This is a genomic window from Streptomyces noursei ATCC 11455, assembly GCF_001704275.1.
Classification (GTDB): Bacteria; Actinomycetota; Actinomycetes; order Streptomycetales; family Streptomycetaceae; genus Streptomyces; species Streptomyces noursei.
The window spans coordinates 1597701-1610818 of the sequence record NZ_CP011533.1; the positions used below are offsets into that span (position 1 = coordinate 1597701).

Annotated in this window: 8 protein-coding genes; 6 read left to right on the top strand and 2 right to left on the bottom strand. The window is 67.0% G+C overall.

All coding sequences use genetic code 11. The annotated features are described in order from the left end of the window. Positions 1–36: 36 nt before the first annotated feature. A complete protein-coding gene (locus SNOUR_RS06685; RefSeq protein ID WP_067344664.1) occupies positions 37–1515 on the bottom strand; it encodes an MFS transporter in 1479 nt (492 codons plus the stop codon). A gap of 320 nt (positions 1516–1835) precedes the next feature. Further along, positions 1836–2897: an LLM class flavin-dependent oxidoreductase gene (locus SNOUR_RS06690; RefSeq protein ID WP_067344665.1), complete on the bottom strand. Its 1062-nt coding sequence runs from the start codon at positions 2895–2897 to the stop codon at positions 1836–1838. Between the two features lie 354 nt (positions 2898–3251). Between SNOUR_RS06690 and SNOUR_RS06695 the strand changes: the two genes are divergently transcribed. The 6 genes from SNOUR_RS06695 (at position 3252) to carB (ending at position 13071) form a co-directional block, all read left to right on the top strand. After that, the gene (locus SNOUR_RS06695) at positions 3252–4088 is read left to right on the top strand and encodes a 2-amino-3,7-dideoxy-D-threo-hept-6-ulosonate synthase (protein WP_067344667.1); all 837 of its coding nucleotides are present in this window, start codon (positions 3252–3254) and stop codon (positions 4086–4088) included. A 34-nt stretch (positions 4089–4122) separates the two neighbouring features. Then, a complete protein-coding gene (locus tag SNOUR_RS06700) occupies positions 4123–5235 on the top strand; it encodes a 3-dehydroquinate synthase II family protein (RefSeq protein WP_067344669.1) in 1113 nt (370 codons plus the stop codon). A gap of 74 nt (positions 5236–5309) precedes the next feature. Continuing rightward, a complete protein-coding gene (locus tag SNOUR_RS06705; protein ID WP_067344671.1) occupies positions 5310–6677 on the top strand; it encodes an aspartate kinase in 1368 nt (455 codons plus the stop codon). A gap of 46 nt (positions 6678–6723) precedes the next feature. Next, complete coding sequence (locus SNOUR_RS06710; protein WP_312632074.1) at positions 6724–8478, top strand: carbamoyltransferase family protein; 1755 nt, start codon at positions 6724–6726, stop codon at positions 8476–8478. Between the two features lie 188 nt (positions 8479–8666). Continuing rightward, positions 8667–9791 (top strand): glutamine-hydrolyzing carbamoyl-phosphate synthase small subunit, encoded by a 1125-nt coding sequence (gene carA / locus SNOUR_RS06715; protein WP_067344674.1) that lies wholly within the window; start codon positions 8667–8669, stop codon positions 9789–9791. Next, positions 9784–13071 carry a carbamoyl-phosphate synthase large subunit gene (gene carB / locus SNOUR_RS06720; protein WP_067344676.1) on the top strand — a complete coding sequence of 1096 codons (3288 nt, stop codon included), beginning with the start codon at positions 9784–9786 and terminating at the stop codon, positions 13069–13071. Before carA ends, carB begins: the two co-directional genes overlap by 8 nt. Positions 13072–13118: the final 47 nt, after the last annotated feature.

Below are 13118 nucleotides of genomic sequence, written 5' to 3' on the forward strand. Positions count from 1 at the left end.
GGCATCACGAACCGACGCGGCGTTCGCCGTCAGCCGTTATACGGATTCGGCTGGATTCTCGTTCCGGAACCAGGCGATGACGAACACCGACACCACCAGCAGAACGACGCCGATCGTCCGGTATCCCAGATCCACCGAGCTGACGAACTTGTCCACCATGTCCGTGTTGCCGCTGGTCAGCAATCTGGAGAAGACGGACGACTGCGCTTCGCCGCCCGCGACGTGGGAGAAGAAGTGAGCCTGGATGATCGTTCCCATGGTGGCAATGCCGATCGCCGCACCGAGCTCGCGCATGAGGCTGTTGAGGCCCGATCCGGCCCCGACACGGTTCGCGGGCAGGGAGCCGATGATGGCATTGGACAGCAGTGGCGCGGAGAGCCCGATGCCCGTTGCCATCAGCAGCAGGTAGACGATGAGGACCGCGTACGGCGTCGCCGCGGTCAACGTCGACAGCAGAGCCAAGCCGAGGACCAGAATTGCCAGGCCCGACGCGATGGTTGCACGCGCGCCGATGCGGTCGGCAATCCGCAGGCTTTTCGCCGAGACCACGGCATTCCACAGGGGCATGGGAATCGTGGCGAGGCCGGCCACCAGCGGTGTGTACCCCTTGGCGAACTGCAGGTACTGGGAATTGACGTAGAAGAGCGCAAACATCGCCAGGAAGCCGACCATTACTCCGACCGTCCCGGCCCGGAGCTTCGGGATGCGGAAGAGCGCCGTGTCGAGGAGTGCATGCCTCTTGCCCCAGCTACGCACCGCGTAGTACGCGAGGATCGCGATCCCCATGATTCCGGAGGCAATGACGGTCGAGGAGGTCCAGCCCAGTTCGGAACCCTCGATGATCATGTAGAGAAGGCTGGTCAGACCGACGATCAGGAGCGCCGATCCGGCGAGGTCCACCTTCGTGTCCACATTCTGCGTCCGGGGCACATAGGCCGCGACGCAGAGGGTGGCGCATACCGCCAGAACGGCGAACACCAGGAACATCACGCGCCAGCCACCGAACTGCACCAGGGCCCCGCCGGCCGTGGCAGCCACCATGCCGGCGGCCTGGACGGCGACCGTCCACCCCGTGACCGCCTTGGGACGTTCCTGCTCCGTATGGATGTTCACGATGATCGACAGCGTCGTCGAAAACACGAACGCCGCTCCCAGCCCGGTGAAGAAACGCGCGGCAAGGAGCAATGCGATCGTCGGGGCCAGCCCGGAAGCCAGGCAGCCGATGACGTATACGGTCAGGCCGACGAGCAGAAACCCTTTACGCCCATAACGGTCCGCGAGCGCGCCCGCTGGGACCAATAAGCAGGCGAAGACAATGGTGTATCCGTCGACGACCCATAATAATTGAGTCGCCGACGGATGCAGGTCACTGGTGGAGATGGTCGGTATCGCAAGATTCATCACCGATACCATTCCCATGACCAGAAATGCCGCGCCTGAAGCGATGCGACGAGCTCCGCGCCGCCGCGGATGGCCAGCTCGTGCCGTCGGTTCGACACCCGTGGTTGCTGTCACGAATCTCCCGTCCTCGTTTCGAGTCGAGCATCGCCCGGGCGCGACGAGCCCCGGGCCGTCGACTACTGAGTGGCATCAGAAGCTTCCGAGTCGTATACCTCGAAGCGATGTTTCGAAGTCTATACCTCGAAGCGACGTACTGTGAGCGGTTGCCGAGCCAGAGCTGACGACATGACAGCACAGGGGTGCGGAAGTGCAGGCAGCCGCGCCGGGGTGGCGAAGGGGCGGACGACTCCCGTTCGCCACCCGCTGGAGGAGGTCTGTCGAGTCCCTCCCCGAGCGCCGACTTCACCCGCCTGCGGGCTCAGAGCCCCGCTGCGTCACTCGGGGAGACGCGGCAGAACCTGCTCGCGGAAGCGCCGGAGGTTGCCGGCCATGTCGTCGAACGCCTGGCCGCCGTAGTCGATGTGCCACAAGAACGTGTCCACGGACAGCGTGCGCCGGAACTCGACGATCCGCTCCGTGACCGTCTCCGGTGAGCCGACGATCGCCGTCTCGATCAGATCGTCGTCGGTCATCTCCTTGATGCTGTTCACGATCTGCGGGTACTTCGCGTAATCCGAGGAATGGGTGTGCAGCAGAGACTCGGCGGCCTCGCCGAACACCTGCCAGTGCGCCCGAAGTCGAGGCAGCGCCCTGTCCACCGCTTCCGCGTCCGTCCCACCGATCATCAGCGGGATGCTCATCGCGACCCGCGGCGATGCCCCGGTCTCCCTTGCAGCCTTCTGGAAGCACGACGTGTAGAGCCGCACGTTCTCCCGCGCCTTGGGCAGTTCCTCAGCACGCGGCGGAGACGCCATGAGGAGGTTCAGCCCGCGTTCGCCCGCCCAGGAAAACGTCTCCGGCGACATCAGGCCGGCGACCCAGGTGGGCGGATGCGGCGTCTGCACCACTGACGGAAGGGAGTCGACACCGGAGTACTGGAAGAACTCACTGGATTCCGAGACGCCCTTCTCGGTCCACAACCGAAGGACGGCCTCGACCGTTTCCCTGTACCGCTGCCGGCTTCCTTCCATCGGCACGCCGAAGGTGTCGAATTCGTAGGGAAGGAAGGCTCGTGCGAACCCGACATCGAGTCGCCCGTGGCTGAGGACGTCGACCTGGGCGGCTTGCGCCGCTATCTGCACCGGGTGATGGAAGGATGCCTGGATGCCTCCGGTCATCAGGCGGATCGACTGCGTCCGGGCGGCCACCGCGGCCAGAAAGGTGAGCGGGTGCGGGCTGTACCCGCCGTACTCGTGCAGATAGTGCTCGACCATCTTCACGTAGTCGAACCCCAGCTCGTCGGCGAGGCAGGACAGCGCGAGCGCATCGTCGAGATACTCGGTCGCGGAACGCTGACTGCAACGGCAGTCCGGTAAGAAAGAGATGCCGTATTTCATGGCGCGAATACCTTCCGGCTACGTGTGAACGGAGGGCTGCATATGAAGGACGCTGCTGTACGGCCCGCCCATCCGCCGACCCGTGTCCAGTGCGACCACCGATGTCGATCGTGCCAGTCGGCGTGGCACCGACCCTCTGCCGGGCCGGGGTGCGTGAGCGGAACACGGAGCAACCTACGCCAGGCATGACAACCTGTCAAGACACATGTAGAGTCAGGCTGTAAAGCCTCAACAAGCCTCGTTTGTAAGCGTGTTGACAGCGCGGTCCGGCTCTGGTCTTCTTGATGGTGCGACGCCGCAAATGCATCACGAGGGCGCCTAACAAGGCGCTTACCAGGGTGAGGTGTTGTAGAGATGGCCGAAGCATATTGCCGGGCTGGAAAGCACCGGCGCTTACAGCGCCTTCGTCATCCGGACTCTGGGGCGATCTTCCTGATTCCACTGGACCATTCACTGGCTGATGGTCCGGTAGCGGATACCGAGAATTTCGCTTCACTGGTCGAGGCGATGGCCAACAACGGAGTGGACGGACTCGTCGTCCACAAAGGGCGGGTCCGGTTCCTCCGACCGGAACTGCTCCGGGACTTGAGCCTGATCGTGCACTTGAACGGCAGCACCCGCTATGCCCCGGACGCCAACGCGAAGATTCTCGTCGGCTCCGTGGAAGAAGCCGTGGCACTGGGGGCGGACGCAGTCAGCGTGCACGTCAACATCGGTTCCGACAACGAAGCCGCACAACTCATCGACCTGGGCAAGGTCTCCGACCAGGCGGCGCACTGGGGCGTACCGCTGCTGGCCATGGTCTACCCGCGTGGCCCCCATCTGACGAATCCCGCCGACCCCGCTCTGCTGGCGCACGCCGCGAACATCGCGGCCGATCTCGGGGCCGATATCGTCAAGCTGCCCTACACCGGTTCGGTCAGCACGATGGTCGATGTCGTCCATGCCAGCCCGATCCCCATCGTGACCGCCGGCGGCGGCGTGGTCGCCGAAACGGAGAAACTCCTCGACGGCATCACGGACGCGATGGCCTCCGGCGTCGCCGGCGTCGCCGTCGGGCGCAATGTCTTCGGCGCCGCCGACCCGGGACACACGGCACGCCTCATCGCGCAGCGGGTGCACGCCACCGCTCCCCCGCCGGACCTCCTGCCGGCGGAACGTCAGATGGACCGCGCAACAACATTTTCCTGATCCACAGGCAATCGGACACGAGTTGAGGGAGAACATGAAGTCTGCCTACATCGATCTCCGTGGCTGCGCCGGCGAACTGGCCAATGCGGTCATCGAAGAGAGCGCGCACCTGGGAGTGGAAGGTGTCGTCGTCGACGATCCGGAACTCGCCAAGAACGTGCCCCCGACGCTGCACAAGGTCGCCATCGTGGTGCCGGAGACCCCGACCACCCTGATCGACCAGCTCGTCGACGTGGTCGACCTCTTGGTCGCCGATCACAGCATCGTCGAGAAGTTCGAGGGGCTGCGTCCCCACCTGAAGACCGGTGTCCTGGTCAAGGTGGTCGGCGAGGACACCCTCAACCTTGCCTGCAAGATCGCCAACGAGGCGGACTTCACGTTCGTCCAATTCCAGCAGGACCCCAGCAAGATTCCGCTGGAGATCCTGCTGGCCGCTGCCGACCGGGCCCAGGGATCGATCGTCACGTTCGTCGAGGACCTCGAGGACGCCGTCGTCACGCTCGGTGTCCTGGAACGCGGCTCCGATGGAATTCTGCTGCGGCCGCGCCGGGTGGGTGACGTCTCCGAGCTGGTGCGTGTGTGCCATGAGGAGAGCGCCTCGCTCGCCATGGAGGAATTCGAGATCGTCAAGCTGACGCATCTCGGGCTCGGCGACCGGGTCTGCGTGGACACCTGCACCCGGCTCAGGCCCAACGAGGGCATCCTCGTCGGTTCGTACTCGACCGGCCTGATGCTCATCAGCAGTGAGACACATCCGCTCCCCTACATGCCGACACGGCCGTTCCGGGTCAACGCGGCGGCACTTCATTCCTACACGCTCACGCCCGGGAACCGCACGCAATACCTTTCGGAGCTCCGATGCGGCTCCGAGGTTCTCGCGGTCAGCACGGACGGAGATGTACGGCGCGTCATCGTGGGTCGCATCAAGATGGAGACCCGCCCGATGCTGCAGATCGAGGCCCGTACCTCCAACGGAACGCTCGTCGACGTGGTGGCACAGGACGACTGGCACGTCCGTGCACTCGGGCCGGGCGCAAGCGTTCACAACATCACCGAACTCCGGCCCGGCGACAGGATTCTCGGGCACACCCTCACGGATCAGCGGCACGTCGGCTACGCCATCCGTGAGTTTCTCCACGAACAGTAAGCGCATCGCGTCGTCCGTTCATTCGGAGTCTTCGTTTCCGGTGGCGAAGGAGAGTGCACAACGTGGCACGCATTGTGCAGAAATACGGTGGCACATCAGTCGCCACCCCCGAGAAGATCACGGAAGTGGCGCGGCAGGTCCGGACGACCCGGGAGGCGGGGCACGACGTCGTCGTGGTCGTCTCGGCCATGGGCGGCACCACCGACGAGCTGCTCGCGCTGGCGTCCGCCGTGTCGGAGCGTCCGGATCTCCGCGAACTCGACGCCCTGCTGTGCACGGGTGAGGCGAGGTCGGCCGCGCTGCTCTCCCTCGCCCTGAACCAACAGGGCGTCGCCAGCCGCTCGTTCGGCGGCCCCGAGGCGGGCATCCGTACGGATCAACGGCATGGCGACGCCTCGATCGAGAAGATCGAACCGGGGCCGCTGCGCAGCGCCCTGGAGGGCGGCGTCGTACCGGTGGTCGCGGGATTCCAGGGCGAGGCCGGCGTCGGCGGAGCGCGGACGACTCTCGGCCGGGGCGGATCGGACACCACGGGCGTGGCGCTGGCGGCCGCGCTCGCGGCCGATCACTGCGAGATCGTGACGGACGTATCCGGTGTGTACACAGCCGATCCCCGCCACGTCACAGGAGCCCGCCGGCACACCGCTCTTTCGTACGAGGAGATGGCGGAACTCGCCACGAGCGGCGCGAAGGTCCTCGCACCGAGCTCTGTGGAATACGCGCGCACTCACGGTGTCGACCTGAAGGTGCGCTCGTGCCAGTCCGTCGCCGACCCTGGTACCTGGGTGGGCAACCACCGGCCGTGCGATGTCCGTGGCACCGACGACTCGTGGATCGCGGCGCCGAACGGTCGTCCGATCGCCGGGGTCGCCAGTCAACACGGCCTGGTGCGCTGTGTGTTACGGCGAATCAGTGCGGATTCTGCGCGGCGGGCACTGGCCGCGCTTGCCGAGCACGGAATCGGGATGGAGCTCTGCCGGTACGGCAACTTGGGCACCGAGGGCGTCAGCGATGTCGCCTTCACGTTGTCGGCGGCGGACTCGGAAGAGGCGCGTTCCCTCCTCACCGGCGCGGCCCTGCGCGGCACGCTCGATGAACTGCACTGGACGTCCAACCTCGCGCGGCTGTCGGTCGTCGGCATCGGGCTCGGCCGCGAAGCGGATTCGGTACTCACGATGCTGCAGGCGCTGCGTTCCGTCGACGCGCGCGGCACCGACCTCGTCGTCGCCCCCAACGCGCTCAGGGTGCTCATCGGCGAGAGCAGCCTTGCCGATGTGACCCAAAGCGTCCATGACGCGTTCGTCGACGGTCTCGCCGTACCGCGGATCTACCCCGTACCGAACCGAGAACTCTCGTCCCAGCTCGGTGGTGAGCACCGCGGTCCCGCGATCGGCGAGCACCGTCGGAGCTCGAATGTGCCGGCGCTCACCGCCGTTCGCTGAACAAACCCGCCGTCCTTGATCCCAGTTGGAGAATTCAATGTACGTAATGGGGCTCAACCTCGGGCACGATCGATCCGCCTGCATCGTGAAAGACGGCGAGATCGTGGTGGCCGTCGAGGAGGAACGTCTCGACCGGTCGAAGCACTCGCCGGGATTCCTGGTGCACGGTTACGGCGGCCGGCTCGAGCTGTCCGAGTACCTCACCCGGGTGCTTCCCATGAAGTCCATCAACTACTGCCTCGAAGCGGTGGGCTTGAGCATCGACGACCTGGACCTGGTCGTGGGAAACAAGTCGATCTATGACAACGCCCTGAAGCGCATGCTGCTCGAGTTCCCCATCAGGGACAAGAGCAAGCTGCGGATCCTGCCGGCGCCCTCCCACCACCTCGCGCACGCCTATTCCGCGTACTTCGCGTCGCCGTTCGACGATGCCGCGGTCCTCGTCGTCGACGGCGTCGGCAGCCTCACCGAGGACGGCACGGGATTCGAGAAGCACACGATATTCGACGCGCAGGGGCGCTCCATGGAGCGGGTGTACAGCGACTCGTTCCCCAAGGATTACAGCGAGGTCGGGATCGGCCTCTTCTACAGCTTCTTCTCCTCGAAGCTGAGCTTCGTCACCCGGTACGGCCATCCCGCTTTCGGGGACTTCGGGTGCGGCGGATACCCGGAGGCCGGGAAGACCATGGGCCTTGCGCCCTACGGGCAGCACCGTCCCGACTGGCCGCAGCTCCTCCACCTGGACGCGGGCAAGGTGAACGCGCGCACCGCGGACCTGGAGGATGCCTGGCACCGCTGGCTGAAGGAAGACGGCGAAGGTTTCGACAGCGGTGAGCGGGGCAGCTGGGACCATCCGTTCGCCAAGGACGTGGCCCGCAAGGTGCAGGAGGAAACCGAAGAGGCCCTGCTCTACCTCGCCCGGCACGCCCGGAAGATCACGGGCCGGCGCCGGCTGTGCTTCACCGGTGGCGTTGCGCTCAATTCGGTCGCCAATGAGCGGATCGCCAATGAGAGCGGATTCGACGAGGTGTACTTCTTCGGGCCTTCGGGCGACGACGGCGTCGCCATCGGATCGGCCTACTACGGCTACTACGCGCTTGCGGGCGGCGAGAAGCGGCACCACGTGAAGTCCGCGTCCATGGGCCGGGCATACGGCCAGGACGCCATCGACGAGGCGGTGCGCGAGGCCGGCGGGGCCGTCGAGGCGCGGCGGGCCGAGGTGTCCGAGGTGGCCCGCCTGATCGCCTCGCACCACACGGTCGGCTGGTTCCAGACGGGCTCGGAGATCGGCCCCCGGGCGCTGGGGCACCGGAGCATCGTGGCGGACCCGCGGCACCCGGAGATGCGGGACTACCTCAACGACGTCGTGAAACACCGGGAGTTGTTCCGGCCGTTCGCGCCGTCGGTGCTGGCCGAACGGGTCTCCGACTGGTTCGAAAGCGATCGGGAGAGCCCGTTCATGCTGCTCGTCCCGCATGTGCGGCAGGACAAAGAGAAGGTCATCCCCGCGGTGTGCCATGTCGATGGAACGGCCCGTGTGCAGACGGTGCACCAGGAGACCAACAGCGCGTACCACGCGCTGATTTCCGCCTTCGCCGACATCACCGGCGTCCCCCTCGTCCTGAACACCTCGTACAACGACGCCGGCGAGCCGATCGTGGAGACTCCGGCCGATGCGATCAGGACCTTTCTCAACACGGAGATCGACTACCTGTACCTCGGTGACACGCTCCTGAGCAAGCCGGGCCGCTCGCTGCCCGACAGCCACCCGAGCCGCCGGCCGGTCGAGGTGTCGAAGTAGTACCGGACGTGACGGCCGACGGAACGGTGCTCCGGAGCGGGTCGACGAAGGCCACTCCGACGCTGTTCTGTCGGCGTCACGTCGCGGTCGCCGCAGGCCCGCATGTGGGCCGCTCGCACCGAGATCTCGTAACTCGTCTCGCGTGGCTGGTGGAGATTCCATGAACCCCGTCTGTGAAGAGGATGGAAATGGCTAGAGCCGCAGCGGCACTGGTGCTGGAGGACGGCCGGGTCTTCGGTGGTGAGGCGTTCGGACGCGAGGGGTCGTGCCTGGGCGAAGTCGTCTTCACCACGGGAATGACGGGATACCAGGAGACGCTGACCGACCCGTCGTACCACCGTCAGATAGTGGTGGCCACCGCGCCGCACATCGGCAATACGGGATGGAACGACGAGGACAACGAGTCACGGCGGATCTGGGTGGCCGGCTACGCGGTGCGGGAACCGGCGCGCGCGCCGTCGAACTGGCGCTCACGCCGCCCTCTCGAAGACGCACTGGACCGCGAGGGAGTGGTCGGCATCGCCGGCATCGACACCCGCTCGCTGACGCGGCATGTGCGGCAGTTCGGCGCGATGCGCGGCGGTGTGTTCTCCGGGGCCGCCATGGCCCCCCAGCCGGAGATGGTCGCGCGGGTCCGGGCCGGCCGGGCGATGGCCGGCGCGGATCTCTCAGGAGAGGTGACCACCGGCGCGCCCTACGTGGTACCCGCGCGGGGCGGGAAGCGCTTCACGGTGGCCGCGCTGGACCTGGGGATCAAAACCAGCACCTCGCGTATGATGACGGCCCGCGGGATCGAGGTCCAGGTGCTGCCGGCGGCGGCGACGCTGGAGGAGGTGCTCGCACTCGGCGCGGACGGGGTGTTCCTGTCCAACGGGCCGGGAGATCCGGCGACCGCCGATGCGCAGGTGGCGTTGGCGGAGCAGGCCCTCGACCGTGGCCTGCCGCTGTTCGGGATCTGCTTCGGCAACCAGATTCTGGGGCGCGCACTGGGGCGCCGGACCTACAAACTGCGCTATGGGCATCGGGGCATCAACATTCCCGTCATCGACGCTGCCACCGGTCGGGTGTCGATCACCGCGCAGAACCACGGATTCGCCGTGGAAGGTGAGCCCGGCGAAGAATTCGCCACCGCATTCGGCCGGGCGAAGGTCTCGCATCACTGCGCCAATGACGGAGTGGTGGAGGGCCTGCGCCTGCTGGAGCGTCCGGCGTTCTCCGTCCAGTACCACCCGGAGGCCGCTGCCGGCCCGCACGACGCCGCGCCGCTGTTCGATCTGTTCGTACAGCTCATGGAGGGGGACGTGAATGCCTAAGCGGACCGACGTCAAGCACATCCTGGTCATCGGATCGGGTCCGATCGTGATCGGGCAGGCATGTGAATTCGACTATTCCGGCACACAGGCGTGCCGAGTGCTGCGCGCCGAGGGCATCCGGGTATCGCTGGTGAACTCGAATCCGGCGACGATCATGACCGATCCGGAATTCGCCGACGCCACCTATATCGAGCCGATCACCCCGGAGTTCGTGGAGAAGGTCATCGAGGCGGAACGCCCCGACGCGCTCCTCGCCACCCTGGGCGGCCAGACGGCGCTGAACACCGCGGTGGCGCTGCACGAGCGCGGGGTGCTCGCCAAGTACGGGGTGGAGCTGATCGGCGCGGACATCGAGGCGATCCGCCGGGGGGAGGACCGGCAGCGGTTCAAGGACATCGTGCGCGCGGTCGGCGGTCAGGTGCCGGAGTCGGCGGTGTGCCGGTCGATGGACGAGGTGCGGACCTTTGCCGCCGAACACGCGCTGCCGGTGGTGATCCGGCCGTCGTTCACCATGGGCGGCCTCGGCTCCGGCATGGCGCACACCGCCGGGGAACTGGAGCGGATGGCGGCGCTGGGGCTCAGCGAGTCCCCGGTGCACGAGGTGCTGGTCGAGGAGAGCGTGCTCGGCTGGAAGGAGTACGAGCTGGAGCTGATGCGCGACCACCAGGACAACGTGGTGGTGGTCTGCCCGATCGAGAACATCGACCCCATGGGCGTGCACACCGGCGACTCGGTGACGGTGGCACCCGCGATGACGCTGACCGATCGCGAGTACCAGCGCATGCGCGACATGGGCATCGCGGTGCTGCGCGAAGTCGGCGTCGACACCGGCGGCTGCAACATCCAGTTCGCCATCCACCCCGAAACCGGGCGGATGGTCGTCATCGAGATGAACCCGCGGGTGTCGAGGTCCTCGGCGCTGGCGTCGAAGGCCACCGGGTTCCCCATCGCCAAGATCGCCGCGAAGCTGGCGATCGGCTACAGCCTGGACGAGATACGCAACGACATCACGGGCGAGACCCCCGCCTCCTTCGAACCGACCCTGGACTACGTGGTGGTCAAGGTGCCGCGGTTCGCGTTCGAGAAGTTCCCCACCGCGGATGCGGGCCTGACCACCACGATGAAGAGCGTGGGCGAGGCCATGGCGATGGGCCGCAGCTTCCTCGAAGCGCTCGGCAAGGCACTGCGGTCGATGGAGACCCCGGGCGCGGGGGTCTGGACCGGGCCCGACCCCGAGGGCACCACCCTCGCAAGCACGCTCCAGGCGCTGCGCACGGGGCACGACGGCCGGCTGTACACCGTGGAACGGGCCCTGCGGCAGGGCGCCACCGTGCGGCAGGTGCACGAGGCTTCGGGCATCGACCCGTGGTTCCTTGACCAGATCGTCTCCCTGATCGAACTGCGCGCCGAGGTCGTCCACGCACCGGTTCTGGATGCCGCGTTGCTGCGTCGCGCCAAGGGCGCCGGCCTCTCCGATCGCCAGATCGCGCTGCTGCGGCCCGAGTTGGCCGATGAGGACCGGGTACGGTCGTTGCGGCACCGGCTGGGCGTGCGACCGACGTTCAAGACCGTCGACACCTGCGCGGCCGAATTCCCGGCCAGGACTCCGTACCACTACTCGGCCTACGAGTCCGACCCCGCCGCGGAGAGCGAAGTCGCCGCACAGCGGCAGCGGCCCAAGGTGATCATCCTCGGCTCCGGGCCCAACCGCATCGGCCAGGGCATCGAGTTCGACTATTCGTGCGTGCATGCCGCCATGGCGCTGCACGAGGTCGGTTACGAGACGGTGATGGTCAACTGCAACCCCGAAACCGTCTCCACCGACTACGACACCTCCGACCGCCTGTACATCGAACCGCTCACGCTGGAGGACGTGTTGGAGGTGGTGCACGCCGAACAGACCTCGGGCACCGTGGCCGGCGTCATCGTCCAGCTCGGTGGCCAGACGCCGCTCGGCCTGGCGCGGCGGCTCGCCGACGCCGGGGTACCGGTCCTCGGCACCCCGCCCGCCGCGATCGACCTCGCGGAGGACCGCGGTGCGTTCGGGGAGGTCCTGGCCGCCGCCGGGCTGCCCGCTCCCCCGTACGGCACCGCCACCAGCTTCGCCGGGGCGAAGCGCATCGCCGACGACATCGGTTATCCGGTGCTCGTGCGCCCCTCCTATGTGCTGGGCGGGCGCGGGATGGAAGTCGTCCACGACGAAGGCTCCCTGGAGAGCTACATCAACCGGGCGACGGACATCGCCCCGGAACACCCGGTGCTGGTGGACCGCTTCCTGGACAACGCCATCGAGATCGACGTCGATGCGCTGTGTGACGGCCGCGAGGTCTACCTCGGCGGCATCATGGAGCACATTGAACGGGCCGGCGTGCACTCCGGCGACTCCGCCTGCGTCCTGCCTCCCCCCACCCTCGGCAGGCAGGAGGTGGAGGCGGTCCGCCGCTCCACCGAAGCCCTCGCACGCGCCATCGGCGTGCACGGCCTGCTCAACGTCCAATACGCCCTCAAGGACGGTGTCGTGTACGTCCTGGAGGCCAACCCGCGTGCTTCCCGCACCGTGCCGTTCGTGTCCAAGGCCACGGCCGTGCCCCTGGCCAAGGCCGCCTCGCGCATCATGCTCGGCGCGACCCTGGCCGACCTGCGCGAGGAGGGCGTCCTCCCGGCCACCGGAGACGGCGTGACCCGGACCGCGCATTCCCCGGTCGCCGTCAAGGAAGCCGTCCTGCCGTTCCACCGGTTCCGCACCCCCGGAGGCCGCGGCGTCGATCCCCTGCTCGGCCCGGAAATGAAGTCGACCGGCGAAGTCATGGGTATCGACATCACTCTCGGACGGGCCTACGCGAAGAGCCAGATCGCGGTTCACGGGGCGCTGCCGATGAAGGGTTCCGTAGTGCTCGCGCTGGCCGACCGGGACGAGAGCCTTGGCATCCACCTCGCCGAGCGCCTCGCCGGCCTGGGCTTTCACATCCTGGCGGCACAGGGCACCGCAGCATTCCTGCGCCGCAACGGGATGGATGTCACCGTGGTGAAGGACGGTGACGGAGAAGAGCAGCACGCCCGGCGCATTCAGCAGGATGACATCACGCTGGTCATCGACACGTCCCATGGCAACCACCCCGAGAGCGCCGAAGGCAGCGAACTCCGCACCGCGGCCGTCTCACGGGGCGTCCCCTATGTCACCACCATCCAGGGCGCCGAGGCAGTCGTCCGAGGCATCGAATCAGCCAGCACAACGGAACCCGAGGTACGGGCACTCCAGGACTGGCACCACTCACACTGACGTCGACATCGAGGAAATCACGCTCGATGGTCGCAATGCGCCACGGA

What these genes read in the sequence shown, in the direction of transcription:
- SNOUR_RS06690 (WP_067344665.1), bottom strand. Translation starts at nt 2,897, where the DNA reads ATGAAATACGGCATCTCTTTCTTACCGGACTGCCGTTGCAGTCAGCGT.
- SNOUR_RS06695 (WP_067344667.1), top strand. Translation starts at nt 3,252, where the DNA reads ATGGCCGAAGCATATTGCCGGGCTGGAAAGCACCGGCGCTTACAGCGC.
- SNOUR_RS06700 (WP_067344669.1), top strand. Translation starts at nt 4,123, where the DNA reads ATGAAGTCTGCCTACATCGATCTCCGTGGCTGCGCCGGCGAACTGGCC.
- SNOUR_RS06710 (WP_312632074.1), top strand. Translation starts at nt 6,724, where the DNA reads ATGGGGCTCAACCTCGGGCACGATCGATCCGCCTGCATCGTGAAAGAC.
- carA (WP_067344674.1), top strand. Translation starts at nt 8,667, where the DNA reads ATGGCTAGAGCCGCAGCGGCACTGGTGCTGGAGGACGGCCGGGTCTTC.
- carB (WP_067344676.1), top strand. Translation starts at nt 9,784, where the DNA reads ATGCCTAAGCGGACCGACGTCAAGCACATCCTGGTCATCGGATCGGGT.